The organism is Clostridium tyrobutyricum (assembly GCF_019144085.1).
Taxonomy (GTDB): Bacteria; Bacillota; Clostridia; order Clostridiales; family Clostridiaceae; genus Clostridium_B; species Clostridium_B tyrobutyricum_A.
The window spans coordinates 39,769-54,258 of the sequence record NZ_JAHHUY010000009.1 but is presented as its reverse complement, the minus strand read 5'-3'; the positions used below and the strand labels follow the sequence as shown (position 1 = coordinate 54,258).

Genomic DNA, 14,490 nt, shown 5'->3' with positions numbered 1-14,490 from the left:
AGGTAGTTATATGATTAATATAGATGATTTAGACAAAATAATTGAAATTGTTGAAAAACATGATTTCTCCCATTTTGAATTTGAACAGGAAAGCAGCAGGATAGTTATAGATAGAAATGCGGATGCAAAACACATGGTGAAAATAGATGATACTGAAAAAAACATAGAGAAAGGCAATGTCCAACATATTAAATCCAATCTTGCAGGAACTTTTTATCTAAGAAAAGAAAAAGATTCTGAACCTTTTGTAAAGATTCACGATACTGTTCAAGAACATACAGTTGTTGGATTGGTTGAAGTAATGAAACTGTTCAATGAAGTAGAATCAGGTATTAGTGGAGAAATTACAGATATATTGGTAAAGGATGGGGACTTTGTAGAATACGGACAACCTTTATTTGAAGTGAAAGGAAGTGACAAGTAGGTATGTTTAAGAAGATTCTTATAGCAAATAGAGGTGAGATTGCAGTTAGAATCATACGTGCCTGTCATGAACTTGGAATTTCTGCAGTTGCAATTTACTCGGAAAGTGATAGAGATTCACTCCATGTAAAATTGGCAGATGAAACTTATTGTATAGGAAAGACTTCAGCAAAAGATACATATCTTAATATAAACAGTATAATAAATATAGCAATTCATTCAAAGTCAGATGCCATTCATCCAGGTTATGGATTCCTTTCAGAAAGTTCAACTTTTGCAAAAACATGTGAAGAATTTAATATATCATTTATAGGTCCGGATTATAGAATTATCGACAGCCTTGGAGACAAGTCCAATGCAAAAGAGACAATGAAAAATGCAAATGTACCTATAATAATGGGGACAGAAGGTGAAATAGAAAGCAAAGACAGAGCAGTAGAAATAGCAGATGAAATAGGATATCCTGTAATAGTCAAGGCATCTGCTGGTGGTGGTGGAAAAGGCATGAGAGTGGCACATAATAGGGAAGAGCTCATACATGCTATTGAAGAGTCTGAAAAGGAAGCTGAAAACTATTTTGGAAATGCAGCACTCTATCTGGAAAAATACCTTGAAAATACAAGACATGTGGAAATACAAATAATCGGAGACAATTATGGCAATATAGTATATCTTGGAGAGAGAGATTGCACAATTCAGAGGCGTCATCAAAAACTTGTAGAAGAATCACCATCACCTGCATTAAATGACAAGCTGAGAGAGGTCATGGGAAGTGCGGCAGTAAGGGCATGCAGGGCTGTAAAGTATAATAGCCTTGGTACAGTAGAGTTTCTTTTGGATGCAGACAATAAATTCTATTTTATGGAAATGAATACTAGAGTTCAAGTTGAACATGGTGTTACCGAGACAATAACGGGAATAGATTTAATAAAGGAACAAATATGTATAGCTCAAGGAAAAAATTTATCTTTTTCACAGGGCGATGTAAAGAGAAATGGATGTGCAATCGAATGTAGAATAAATGCCGAAAATCCATACAAGGATTTTATGCCATGTCCCGGAAAAATCAGTAAATATATAGCTCCTGGAGGCATTGGAATAAGAATAGACAGTTCAGCATACAGCGGATATACTATTTCTCCATTTTATGATTCAATGATATCCAAGGTTATAGCCTGGGGAAGAGATAGGAATGAAGCAATAGATAGAATGAAAAGAGCTTTAGGCGAATTTATTATAGAAGGAGTGGATACTACCATAGATTTTCATAAGAAATTAATGGAGAATAAAATATTTAGAAGTGGAAATTTCAATACAAAGTTTTTGGAGAAAAATAAAATATTGTAGTTGTAAAGTTAGTCAAAGAATTATCTCAAAATAAATTTTGAGGTAGTTCTTTTTTTGTAGGTTTAATTTATAAATTTTGTTCCTTATAAAATCCTTATAATTGTCGAGTATTATCTAATTGAGGTGATGATACTAATGGAGAATTTTATTTTAGAAACAAAAAATCTTTGTAAAACATTTAAAAATGAAAGGGCTGTACACAATATATCACTTAAAGTTAGAAGAAATTCCATATATGGACTTCTTGGACCAAATGGGGCAGGAAAGTCAACAATATTGAAAAGGAAAGTAAGGAATTTTCAAAACTTAAAGAGGGAGATATATTGGTTTGCAAATATACTGATCCTTCATGGACTCCACTATTTTCATTAGCCAAGGCAGTAGTATCAGATACTGGGGGACCATTGTCCCATAGTGCCATTGTAGCAAGAGAATACAATATTCCAGCAGTACTTGGATGTGGAAGTGCAACAAAGATATTAAAAGACGGGGATGCCATTATTGTAGATGGTGACAAGGGTATTGTACAACGGCTAAAATAAAACTGTCATTGACTATAAAAATTAACAATGCTATAATATGAATGAATATTTTATATATTCATTCATATTGCGGAGGCAACTTAATTTATGAATAAAAAAGAAAGTATATTTAATGCCGGGCGAGAATTGTTTTTATCCAAAGGATTTAAAAATACAAATGTTTCCGATATTACTAAATTAGTTGGATTGGGAGTAGGAACTTTCTATAATTATTATTCTTCAAAAGAGAAACTCTTTTTTGAAGTTTTTATTGAAGAAAGCAACAAACACAAGAAATATGTAATGGAGCACATAGATCTCAATCAAAATCCAGTTACAGCGGCAATGAATCTAATTGCAGAAAATGTTCGTGCCATGAAATCAAATCAAATACTTGCAGAATGGAATAATCATGAGCTTACAGCTGAATTGGAAAAATACTATAGTGAAGAAAACAAAAAAAATGGAGATTTCTTTTATGATTTTTATATAGGAATATTGAAAAAATGGAAACAGGAAGGTAAGATCAGATCCGATATAGATGATGATATTATAATTGAATTATTTGGAATTTTGGAATATGTAGATACTCATAAAGACAAAATTGGAATTTGTCATTTCCCGGAAGTAGCAGGATATTTGGCCGAGTTTATAATGAAGGGTCTCACAGATTGCCCGAAATAGATTTAATCTATAAAGGCAATTATTTTTTACAGTCAAATGAATGAATTAAAAATATATTCATTCATAAATTGAAAGGAAATAATATATGGAAAATTGTTTTACATTGAGGAGGTCATACAAATGAAACTATATAAATCAGATTCAAATAAAATGATTGCAGGAGTATGTGGAGGAGTGGGAGAATTTTTAGGCATTGATGCTACTATTATAAGAATAATCTGGGCATTCCTTGCATTGATATTTGGAAGTGGTATATTGTTATATATAATTTGTGCAATACTAATTCCTAAAAAACAATGATAAAATAGTACATGCTATTTGGGATTGCTGAGAATACTGTTTTCATGAATGTAGGATTTTAATCTGTCAAAGGATTCATCACTGATTACATGTTCAATACGGCAGGCATCCTCAATAGCAGTTGTGTTACTTACACCTATGGCCATTAAATATTTTGAAAGGACTTGGTGCCTTTCGTATATTTTTTCAGCAATAGACAGGCCTGATTCCGTAAGAGAAATATACCCCTTGTCATCCACTATAATATATCTATTTTTCCTTAATTTTTTCATGGCAATGCTAACACTTGGTTTTGTATAGTTCAATTCATTTGCAATGTCAATGGAGCGTACCATATTAAGTCGATTTTTCAAAATTAGAATTGTTTCAAGATAGTTTTCTGCAGATTCGTGAATTTCCATAGTGTTTACACCGTCTTTCCAATTTATTATCACTAGTATATAATAAATTTATAATAACATAAATATAATTGTTATTCAATTACAGTGAAATAAACTTAATAGTATAATCTTTAAGGCATATTTATTAAATGATATAATAAATACAAACAAGCTGTATTTTGATTAAATCATGTTGATATTGCAAATACAGGAAAGGTCAATAGATTATGAAACAGAAAGCTTGGAATTTGCCAAATACTGTGTCACATATTCTAAAACAAATAAATAAATCTCATGATATGGCAACCTTTTTACATTATGAAACAATTATTATTGGATATGTAATTTCTTTAGTTGGGTTTGCGGTTACCATTGCAAATCTAATTATATGTATTGTGATCCATAATAGTGTTAAGATTACATTTATAACTACATCAATTATGGCTGTTAGTAGTTTTATAGTGTGGTTGATATCAGCAATGGATATACCACAAAAACTTAAAAGTCATTTAATAAGTATTTTAAGTTTGATTTTATTTTATACGGTTATTTTGCCAAATCTATCAACTACAAATGGTTTTATCTGGAATATTATATTTGTAGTGATGATTTTTGCAGTACTGCGTATGGAATATAGTATTTTTATTTATATCTGTGTTTCTGCGATAGGGATAAGTCTGTATCTTTTTGCCAGCCATTACGGTATCAAAGAGTCAATCTTTTATATTTTCCAATCCATCATATTTGTATTAACATTTATTATTGGTATTGTTACACATAGATTATATAAAGATCTTGTGCTTACCAATTTTTCATATATTGAAAAATTAGAAAATTACACAAATAAAATCAAGGAAGATGAAAAAGAACTTTTTTATATTGCAAATTATGATACTTTAACTTGTCTTCCTAATCGCAAGATGTTTATGGAAATTTTGGAGGAATTGTGTAGGAAAAATCAGCCAAAATTTGCCGTTGTATTTATTGATTTGGATAATTTTAAAAAAATCAATGATACAATGGGTCATTATGTTGGAGATCTTTATCTTAAAGAGATAGGGAAACGTTTTTCAGAACTTGTAGATGATGGAGACGTGATTGGGCGCATAGGAGGGGATGAATTTGCCATGATTATAAGGCAGTACCATGATTGTGAATATTTAATAGAATATGTCAGAAAATTCAAAGAAAGCTTTCGCAAGTGCTTTAAAATTGATAAGTATACATTCAAGACAAGTGCAAGTTTTGGAATTTCTCTATATCCACAAGATGCTAAAAATGCGGTAGAAATTTTGAAGGCTGCAGATACGGCGTTATATAGAGTTAAAGAATATGGCAAAAATGATATTGTATTTTTTAATGGAAATATACATAATTAATTCATGTAATTGACTCAATATGAGTTTTAACAAAACAGAATAAATGAAGTGGATGAATAAACAAAGGCAGGATATTTCAAGTATAGATCTGGAAAAAGGCAATCGCATGGAAGATAAACTGAAAATGTTCACTTCCCATCCCATAAATGCTTTTCAATATTTATTCTGCCGTCTTCTTTAAATGCAATTCCTTCTGATTTCAAAAGACATCTTTGGATATCAGAACTTCCAAACACATAGTCGGGTGACAGCTCACCTGACTTGTTTACAACTCTGTGACATGGAATATTCATATCATCAGGAACTTTTCTAAGTGCCCATCCGACTACTCTGGCACTTCTGGGCTCACCAAGCATGGAAGCTATTTGACCATAGGTAGCTATTTTGCCTTTTGGAATTTTTGAAACTATGTTATAGACTCTCTTGAAAAAATCTTTTGACATGTGAAACACCTCACTGGATTTATTGATAATTATATATGATTTATTTGGATAAATCTAGGGCGGTTTAGTTTGGTAGATCTTATATGATGGAAGGTTTTTATTTATTAATGTAATAAAAATAAACATTTTGAGTAATTATCTCAGGTGTTTATTTATTTTTTAGTTAATAACTTTTATAAATAGGGCCATGTTTTGCACTAAAAAAAGTGTCATATTTGCACTTGTAAACGCTTTACTAAAAATTTAAAATGAATATATACTTAATAATTAAGTTATCACAACTAAGACAGACGAATTAAATATTTATGATTAGGTTATTATATTAACACAAGTGAGGTGAAAACGGTATGTTAAGTGACTTATTGAACAAGGATACCATTCAAATTTATGATGAGGCCGATATGAACTGGGAAGAGGCTATTTATAAAGCCGCTATTCCACTTTTGAAAAACAAGAGCATTCAAAACAAGTATGTGGATGCCATGATTGACTCGGTAAAGAAAAATGGACCCTATATAAATATAGGAGAGGGAATTGCAATGGCACATTCCCGTCCTGAAAATGGTGTAAACAAAATTGCAATTTCTCTTTTAAAAACAGATCCAGCTGTCAACTTAGTGAATGATGCACACAAAGTAAAATTATGGTTTGTATTATCGGCTGTAGACAACAATAGTCATTTAAAAGTAATCCAGCAGCTTGCAGAATTACTTGGGAATAAGCAAGTAATTAAAAATATGATGTCTGCAAAAAGCGTTGAAAAACTAGCAGATATTATCAAATTATATTGATTATTATAAATATTTTATAAACAACCATGACAAGGGGAAATTGAGTACCTTGTAAGATTGATATTAAAAGGAGAGATAAATTATGAAAATTATTGCAGTATGTCAAAGTGGACTTGGAAGTAGTTTCATGGTTCAGATGAATATTCAACAGGTACTTAAAGATGAAGGAGTAAATTCTGATACAATACAGCTTGAACACAGTGATGTAGGAAGTGTCACATCTGATTCAGCAGATTATTTTTTCGTTGAATCAACACTTACAGGAGCTTTAAGAGGTATTCCTGAAGATAAGCTTGTACCTTTAAAAAGCTTGATAGATAAAGAGGAAATCAAACAACACGTTAATAAAATTCTTGATAAGGAAAATATAAGCTATTCCTAAATAAAATCCTATTGAGAGGAGGGTTTAAAAATGAAATCTTTATTAAACTTATTTGTATCTATTGCAACGCAACCAGCTATTTTGGTTGCCTTGATTGCAATGATAGGCCTTATACTTCAGAAGAAGAAGACAACGGAAATCGTACAAGGTACAATTAAGACTTTTGCCGGTTTTTTAGTTTTAATTGGAGGCGCAGGTATTTTAAGTAATTCATTGGCTCCTTTTGCTACAATGTTCAAATTTGCACTTAATGTACAAGGAGTTGTTCCTAGCAATGAAGCAGTGGTTGCAATTGCTCTTGTAAAATATGGAACCACAACAGCACTTATTATGTTAATTGGAATGATTGTTAATATTATATTAGCTCGATTTACAAGATTTAAATATATTTTTCTAACTGGTCAAGCAATGTTGTATGTTTCTTGCTTAACTGCAGTTATCCTTGTAAGTGCAAATATGGGAACTGGCATTAAGACTATTTTGCTTGGAGGATTATTTGAAGGAACTCTATTGACTGTTACACCTGCATTATGTCAGCCTTTTATGCGTAAAATCACAGGTAGTGATTCTGTTGCAATGGGTCACACTGGAAATATAGGATATGCAGTTTCAGGGTTGATTGGCAAGTTTTTTGGAAACAGTAAACATAATACTGAGGATTTGAATATTCCCAAAAGTTTGAGCTTTTTAAGAGATTCTACAGTCTCAATTACGTTGCTTATGTCAGTTGTTTATATTGCACTTGCAATTATTGCTGGACCAAGTTTTGTTGAAAGTAAACTTAGTTCGGGAAACAATTTCATAGTATACGCTCTTGTTCAGGCTGGAACTTTTGCTGCCGGATTCATTGTAGTTCTTCAAGGTGTACGTATGATTTTAGGAGAAATTGTCCCTGCCTTTCAAGGTATTGCTCAAAAACTTGTTCCAGATTCAAAACCTGCATTGGATGTACCTATTATATTTCCTTATGCACCAAATGCGGTTTTAATTGGTTTCTTTGTAAGCTTTATTGTAGGAACTCTAAGTATGTTTGCAATGATTGCCATAAAAACAACTGTTATTATTCCAGGAGTGATTGGACATTTTTTCTGCGGTGCAGCAGCTAGTGTTTATGGAAATTCAACTGGAGGAAGACGTGGAGCTATATTGGGATCAGTGGTTAATGGGTTGATAATAAGCTGGCTGCCACTTTTTATACTTCCGGTTCTTGGAGGTTTAAAACTTGCAGCATCTACATTTGCAGATACAGATTATCTGATCCCAGGAATAATACTAGGAAAAGTTGGAATCTATGGACAATCAGCACTTATTTTTGCTATCATTGGATTTACAGTTATAGTTATACTCTTAAGTTTTATACTAAATTCTAGAAGCAAAAAACAGATTACAGAAGATTAGAAATTTACTTGCCTCCGCGAATTTATATGCGGAGGCTTTGATGTAGCTTGAAAAGAGGTGTATTTTATGATTCGTTTTAGTCATACAAGACATGGGGATGAACTCTTGAATTTACTTATAAGTGCTGATAGATATTTATCTCTTCAGGAATTGCAAGAACATCTTAAGTTGTCCCGCAGGAGTGTTTTCTATGTCCTTAAAAAAGTAAATGAGGAGTTTAAGAAAAAAGGTCTTGATTCTATTCAGAGAATAGGAGGTGTGGGATATTATCTGACTCCTGAAAATATTGAGTATTTAAGTAATAATAGGTATTTTTCGAATTTTTTATTAAAACCTTCATTTAGCCGGATGGAAAGAGAGCAGTTTATTATGTGGAAACTTATAAATAGTGAAAGAGTTTCACTGAGTACAATTACATCTACATCAAATATTTCTAAAAATACTGCAATAAGTGACTTAAAAAATATAGACGGGGAATTAAAAAAGTACGGGTTGAAATTAACTAAATCTAAATCAGGAAGGAAAATTGAAGGATCTGAAATAACTCAGAGAAATTGGGTATATGAACAGTTGAGCAAACATAATTCCCTTGTTTACAGTCAGCTATCAAATGATCCAAGTAAACTGTCACAGATAAATAGTTATCTTCATAATTTAGAAAAAATAACAGGTAACTATTTGACAGATGATGCACTTATGATTATAAGCACCTTTATACTATGGTATCTGAATCGTATTAAAAACAAACAAAAATTATTGAAGGATGTTTTGGAAAATGATATTGTAGAGGATAGTGCTGCATTGAAATGTACCAGGGAATTTTTATATAAAAAAGGAATTGTAAATGAAACTGAGACAAGATATTTAGTTAAAATGATAAATTCAAGCCAATTTTCTAAAATAAATCAAGCAGATATTACAATCAAAAAATTGATCCCTATTACTAGGGCAATAGTTGATAGATTCAATCATGCAGCAGGAGTTTCGATTCCAGCTGAAAATCTTGAAATTTCACTAACTACTCATTTGCTTTCAACATACAACAGGGTAAGGTATGATATTCCCTATAAGCATCCAAATTTAAAACAAATAGAAATTGAATATAATCAATTATTTAGTCTTACAAGATATTCTGTAAAATATTTTGAAAAATTTATATCTAGAGTACTAAGCGATGATGAAATAGCACTTATTGCTCTTTATTTTGGAAGTGAACTTAGAAAACTTGATGAAAAGACTTTGAAAGATGAAAAACCAGACGTAATTGTAGTATGTTCTAGTGGAATTGGTACATCAATAGCTTTAGAACAGCAGCTTAAGAGTAGATATCCTTCAATTAAGTTTTCTTCTCCTATGAGTGTTTTGAAATATGAAAGTAGCTCACTTTCAGGAGTAAAACTAGTCATAAGTACTATAGATTTGCATGAGAGAAAACAAATACCTGTAGTTCAGGTTTCAGCTATTCCAGATGTACTGGAATGGAATGCTATTACTCAGTATTTTGATAAAGCAGGACTAAATACAGGTGAGAGGCCGCAAGTTAATAGTGAAAGTCTGCTTGACATAATTAGTAATTATGCACGAATTGAAGATGTAACTGGTCTTAAAAATTCATTGGATAATTATTTCAGCAAGTTGAAAAGCGGAGAAAAGTCAATAGGAGAAAATAGTATAGGACTTAAAGATTTGATACTTGATTCACATATTACAATATGTGAGGAAAATCTTACATGGGATAAAGCTATTGAAATCACTTATAAACCTCTTTTAAGGCAAAATATCATAAAATATAGATATATTAAAGAAATCATAAATTTAACTAAAGTTCATGGACCTTATATGGTACTTGGAAAGGGAATTATGCTTGCACATGCAAAACCAGGTGATGGTGTAAATTCTATTGGAATATGTTTAATGTTATTAAAGCATGCAGTAAATATACCTGTTCTTAAAAGTAATAAAATAGTCAAAGTCAATCTTATTGTAGGACTTGCTCCAGTTGACTCTCTGAGTCATCTTACGGTGTTGTCACAATTAATGAATAAAATTCAGGACGATGAGTGGCTTGATTCTATTTATAAATGTAATGATAACAAGCAATTAAAAGATTTGATATTAAGTTAGAAAAATAAAAATGAATAGAGTCATTTTGTATTTTATTCCATAGTACACAATTAAAAATTTTCCACATAGCCTTATGAAATTTATAAATCGCAAGGCGTTTTTTATATTCTACCAACTGTTGAATTATGTATATAAATTGTATATAATTAAATAAAACAATTAAAGAGCAAAAACCATATATTTACAACAGTGTCATGTTAACCACTTTAAATACTATTTAAGGTGGTTTTTATTTTTTGCTTTTTTATCTGGGAGGAATTAAGATGAAATCCATATTACTAAAAAACACAAGTTACATATTTACTTTTAATGACAGAGATGAAATATTCAATCAATCTGACATACTGATAAGTGGTTCTAAAATTACTCATATAGGCAAGAATATTGAAACAAGCGAAGATACCGAAGTTATAGACTGTTCAGGGCTTGTAGCGCTGCCTGGATTTGTAAATACTCACCATCATTTATATCAAACTCTTTTCAGAGGCATAAGGGAAGTTCAGGAAAAACCTCTTTTCCCATGGCTTGTTGGTCTCTATGAATTTTGGAAGAATATAACGCCTGAAGCTGTTTACTATGGAGCACTAGTGGGATTCAGCGAGCTGCTTCGTACAGGATGTACTCTGACTTCTGACCATCACTATGTATTTCCAAAGGATCAACCTGAAAATTTGATTGATTATGAAATTAAGGCAGCAGAAAAAATCGGTATCAGATTTCATGCTACAAGAGGCTCCATGTCACTTGGGCGTGATCAGGGCGGACTGCCTCCAATGTCAGTTGTTGAAACAGAAGATCAGATTTTAGATGACAGTGAAAGACTTATAGACAAGTATAATGATCCAGATGATTTTTCTATGCTTAGAATTGCACTGGCACCTTGTTCGCCATTTTCTGTAACTAAAGAATTGATGCTTTCAACTAGAGATCTTGCCAGAAAAAGAGGAGTAATGATGCATACTCATCTTGCTGAAACGAAGGATGAAGAAAGATTCTGCATGGACAAATTTGGACGAAGACCCTATGAATTGATGGAGGATTTGGAATGGATTGGACCTGATGTATGGTTTGCTCATGGAATACACCTTAACGACAGGGAGATAAATTCTCTTCAAGGTTCAGGCATAGCTCACTGTCCATCTTCAAACATGAAACTAAACAGTGGGATTTGCAGAACCAGTGAAATAGTAAAAGCAGGTGGCAAGCTTAGTATAGCAGTAGATGGAAGTGCCAGCAACGATGGATCAAATATGTGGGAAGAAGTAAGACGAGCCTACCTGTTAAATCATCTCAAATATGGCTCAGAAGGTTTAAGTGCTTATGAAATTTTAAAAACTACCACACGTGGAGGAGCAGATGTACTTGGAAGACAGGACACAGGAAGACTGGATATAGGAAAAGCAGCGGATATAATTTTACTAGATCTTAATGGAATTGAATATTCAGGATGTCATGATCCACTTGTATCCATAGTTTGTCTTGGAAACTCCAGTTTGACAAAAATGACTATGGTGAACGGAAAAATTGTAGTAAAAGATGGTAAAGTTTTAACACTGGATTCCATTGAAACTGCTAAAAATGCTCATGAAATTGCATGTGATATTATTCAGAAGCATAGAAAGCAACATGACTAGAGTAGATTTCATACTCTAGTCAAATATATCTTATAAAAAATTAATTCATAACTATGCCACCATCACTGATGAAGGCCTGTCCTGTAATATAATCTGAGTTAGGTGAGGCAAGAAAAGATACTAGATCCGCTACATCTTCCGGTTTTTGAGGCCTTCCCATCAATATCTGTTTTGAATATTGAGTAAAAGCCTGTCCTTTTTCTACGCCAAGGTAAGGAGCAAGACTCTCATCAATTTCCTTCCACATATCGGTATCTACAATGCCCGGACAATAGGCATTTACAGTGATTTTTGGAGCTAGTTCAGCGGCGAGTGCCTGCGTCAAGCCTCTTACGGCAAATTTAGTGCCACTATAAGCTGCAAGATATCCAAATCCAGAATGACCTGCTATACTTGAGCAGTTTATAATCTTACCTAGAGTATCCTGTTTCTTCATCTGTTTGGCAGCTGCAATGTCTGCTAGAAATGTTCCTTTGAAATTTATAGAGAAGATTTTATCTATGTCATCTGGAGTTGTTTCGATAGCAGATTTTACAATGCATATACCTGCATTTGCTACTAGAACATCGAGTTTACCAAATTTTTTTACAGTTTCTTCAAATATGTTGTTAATGTCCTTTTCATTTGATACATCACCAGCTATGGCAATACTTGTCTGACCTATTGCTTCTATCTCTTTGGCAACTTTTTCAGCATTTTTAGGATTTCGTGCATTTACTACTACATCAAATCCATCTTTAGCCAATCTCAATGCAATTGACCTTCCTATACCGCGTCCTGAACCTGTTACAATAGCTACCTTACTCATTTTATATTCCTCCCTTGTTATATAATACTTTATTTTTATACACGCTGGGTTTACGTTTTCATTATATAATGATAAATGCGAATTGTCAAAAAAATCTAATATTTTATTATTTTATGTAAATAGGTAAATATTCTGGTATAATTTAATCAAAATAGTCATCCTTAAAGCTGAAAACGTAATTTTAAAAGGGAGGAATTTATTATGAATATTAGACCTGTAAGCAAGACTATAAGAGGAAGTGTACAGCATGATGGTGCAGGAGTAAAGCTTTTGCGTGTACTAACACTTTCTACTGTTAAAGAATTTGATCCGTTTTTAATGCTTGATATTTTCGATTCAACAGATCCTGATGACTATATCAAAGGATTTCCATGGCATCCACACAGGGGTATTGAAACTATAACATATCTTATTAATGGTAGAATTGAGCATGGAGACAGTCTTGGCAATAAAGGGACAATTGAGGATGGATGCTGTCAGTGGATGACTGCTGGAAGTGGAATAATTCATCAGGAAATGCCAAAAGCATCAAAGAGAATGTTTGGATTTCAGTTATGGCTGAATCTTCCCGCAAAAGACAAAATGTGTACACCAATGTATCATGATATAACAAGGAAAATGGTTCCTGAAGTAAAAGAGGAAGGATGTACTGTAAAAATAATAGCAGGTGGTTACAAAAATGCATCTGGAGCATTTGAGGGCGACTATGTAAAAACGAATATTCTAGATGTTGATATGGATAAAAACAGTAATTGGTCTTTTGAAATCAATGATAAATCTACCGTGTTTGTATATATTTTTGAAGGATCGGGATGTTTTGATGAAAAAAATGATAATTATATTGCTGAGAAAAATGCAGTATTGTTTAGCAGTGGAAGAGAAATTAGAGTACATTCAGGAGATAATGGAATTCGATTTATAGTGTTTACAGGCAATCCTCTTAATGAACCAGTGGCCTGGGGAGGACCAGTTGTCATGAATACCCAGGAGGAACTCAAAAATGCATTTAAAGAAATTGACAATGGAAATTTTATAAAGAGCGGTAATAAAAGTAAATATGATTTGAATTTGTAATTTAACGATTGGGTTATTTAAAATAAAGAGAAGATGATTTTTAAATTGTAAAAATCATCTTCTCTAAAATTTATAGCTCACTTTTTTTCAACTTGAATATTCCAAACCAGCAAAATAGTAATAGAAATGCAGCACAACTTATTAAAATTTGCACTATAGTAACTGATGTAAGTGCATTTTGTGGATTGATTGAATTCATAGCAAAGGAAAGTAGAGAAAATGGAAAGAATATACCATATCCTTTAGCTAGCACTAGGAGGCCCAAAATTCCTCCTGCAAAGGCAACTCCAACTGGGGCTGCAAAATTTTTAACAACAATTGAAATACAAAGTTGAAGAGCTGATATAACAATGGAAGTTATCCATCCTAGAATCAACCACAAAAATATATCATGTGGTATTCCTGTATTTATACCTATTAATTTTCCTGAAATCAAATAGAGTATACCCATAAAAACTTGAGTTATAAATGTTAGACCAGATGCTGCAGAAAGTTTACCTAGAAATATATATGAAATACTTACAGGCTGGGTCATTACTAAATTCCAATTGTGGTTTAAATGTTCTAATCTACAAATATAAGAGCAGTATACACCTATCAGGCAAGGTAGAAAAAAATATGCATAAAATAGACACAGCTGGGTCCATAAGTCATACCATTTGTCCTTGAGTATGCTTGTATTTTGAACGTAATTAAAACTTCCCATGAAAGCTGCCAATATAGGAACAATAATTACAGCTAGCCATATCATGGATCTGTTGAGCTTTTTCCACTCTGTAACAAATACTTTTATAAACATAGG

The 14,490-nt window shown here is 32.3% G+C and carries 15 protein-coding genes and 2 pseudogenes; 13 read left to right on the top strand and 4 right to left on the bottom strand.

Translation table 11 applies throughout. The features are described from left to right. The first annotated feature begins 10 nt into the window (after positions 1–10). The 6 genes and pseudogenes from KM800_RS06065 (at position 11) to KM800_RS06040 (ending at position 3,275) form a co-directional block, all read left to right on the top strand. Positions 11–424, top strand: a complete 414-nt coding sequence (locus tag KM800_RS06065; protein WP_217812285.1) for an acetyl-CoA carboxylase biotin carboxyl carrier protein — start codon at positions 11–13, stop codon at positions 422–424. A 2-nt stretch (positions 425–426) separates the two neighbouring features. Then, the gene (gene accC, locus KM800_RS06060) at positions 427–1,770 is read left to right on the top strand and encodes an acetyl-CoA carboxylase biotin carboxylase subunit (RefSeq protein WP_217812284.1); all 1,344 of its coding nucleotides are present in this window, start codon (positions 427–429) and stop codon (positions 1,768–1,770) included. Between the two features lie 135 nt (positions 1,771–1,905). Then, a pseudogene (locus tag KM800_RS06055) lies at positions 1,906–2,052 on the top strand (ATP-binding cassette domain-containing protein); the annotation flags it as partial. Then, a pseudogene (locus KM800_RS06050) lies at positions 2,046–2,312 on the top strand (PEP-utilizing enzyme); the annotation flags it as partial. The pseudogenes KM800_RS06055 and KM800_RS06050, both read left to right, overlap by 7 nt. An 87-nt stretch (positions 2,313–2,399) precedes the next feature. Further along, complete coding sequence (locus tag KM800_RS06045) at positions 2,400–2,975, top strand: TetR/AcrR family transcriptional regulator (protein ID WP_217812283.1); 576 nt, start codon at positions 2,400–2,402, stop codon at positions 2,973–2,975. A gap of 120 nt (positions 2,976–3,095) precedes the next feature. Next, entirely contained in the window at positions 3,096–3,275 is a 180-nt protein-coding gene (locus tag KM800_RS06040) for a PspC domain-containing protein (RefSeq protein WP_254906473.1), read from the top strand. Between the two features lie 14 nt (positions 3,276–3,289). On the opposite strand, the gene KM800_RS06035 is transcribed toward KM800_RS06040, so the two are convergent. After that, positions 3,290–3,676, bottom strand: coding sequence for a metal-dependent transcriptional regulator (locus tag KM800_RS06035; RefSeq protein ID WP_217812282.1), 387 nt, complete (start codon positions 3,674–3,676; stop codon positions 3,290–3,292). A 206-nt stretch (positions 3,677–3,882) separates the two neighbouring features. On the opposite strand from KM800_RS06035, the gene KM800_RS06030 reads away from it, so the two are divergent. Further along, positions 3,883–5,034, top strand: a complete 1,152-nt coding sequence (locus KM800_RS06030) for a GGDEF domain-containing protein (protein ID WP_217812281.1) — start codon at positions 3,883–3,885, stop codon at positions 5,032–5,034. A gap of 128 nt (positions 5,035–5,162) precedes the next feature. On the opposite strand, the gene KM800_RS06025 is transcribed toward KM800_RS06030, so the two are convergent. Beyond that, complete coding sequence (locus KM800_RS06025) at positions 5,163–5,477, bottom strand: MGMT family protein (RefSeq protein WP_217812280.1); 315 nt, start codon at positions 5,475–5,477, stop codon at positions 5,163–5,165. A gap of 347 nt (positions 5,478–5,824) precedes the next feature. On the opposite strand from KM800_RS06025, the gene KM800_RS06020 reads away from it, so the two are divergent. The 5 genes from KM800_RS06020 (at position 5,825) to KM800_RS06000 (ending at position 11,806) form a co-directional block, all read left to right on the top strand. Beyond that, entirely contained in the window at positions 5,825–6,268 is a 444-nt protein-coding gene (locus KM800_RS06020; RefSeq protein ID WP_217812279.1) for a PTS sugar transporter subunit IIA, read from the top strand. A gap of 82 nt (positions 6,269–6,350) precedes the next feature. Next, a complete protein-coding gene (locus KM800_RS06015; protein ID WP_217812278.1) occupies positions 6,351–6,650 on the top strand; it encodes a PTS sugar transporter subunit IIB in 300 nt (99 codons plus the stop codon). 30 nt (positions 6,651–6,680) lie between these two features. Then, positions 6,681–8,048, top strand: coding sequence for a PTS ascorbate transporter subunit IIC (locus KM800_RS06010; protein WP_217812277.1), 1,368 nt, complete (start codon positions 6,681–6,683; stop codon positions 8,046–8,048). 66 nt (positions 8,049–8,114) lie between these two features. Then, a complete protein-coding gene (locus tag KM800_RS06005) occupies positions 8,115–10,172 on the top strand; it encodes a BglG family transcription antiterminator (RefSeq protein ID WP_217812276.1) in 2,058 nt (685 codons plus the stop codon). 263 nt (positions 10,173–10,435) lie between these two features. Beyond that, positions 10,436–11,806, top strand: coding sequence for an 8-oxoguanine deaminase (locus tag KM800_RS06000; RefSeq protein ID WP_217812275.1), 1,371 nt, complete (start codon positions 10,436–10,438; stop codon positions 11,804–11,806). 40 nt (positions 11,807–11,846) lie between these two features. Here KM800_RS06000 and KM800_RS05995 read toward each other — a convergent pair whose 3' ends face one another. Beyond that, on the bottom strand, positions 11,847–12,614 hold the full coding sequence (locus KM800_RS05995) for an acetoin reductase (protein ID WP_217812274.1): 768 nt from the start codon (positions 12,612–12,614) through the stop codon (positions 11,847–11,849). A gap of 201 nt (positions 12,615–12,815) precedes the next feature. Here KM800_RS05995 and KM800_RS05990 point away from each other — a divergent pair, with 201 nt between their 5' ends. Then, positions 12,816–13,688, top strand: a complete 873-nt coding sequence (locus KM800_RS05990; protein WP_217812273.1) for a pirin family protein — start codon at positions 12,816–12,818, stop codon at positions 13,686–13,688. A 70-nt stretch (positions 13,689–13,758) separates the two neighbouring features. Here the strand turns inward: KM800_RS05990 and KM800_RS05985 are convergent, their stop codons facing one another. Continuing rightward, entirely contained in the window at positions 13,759–14,487 is a 729-nt protein-coding gene (locus KM800_RS05985; RefSeq protein WP_217812272.1) for an ABC transporter permease, read from the bottom strand. Between the last annotated feature and the right edge of the window lie 3 nt (positions 14,488–14,490).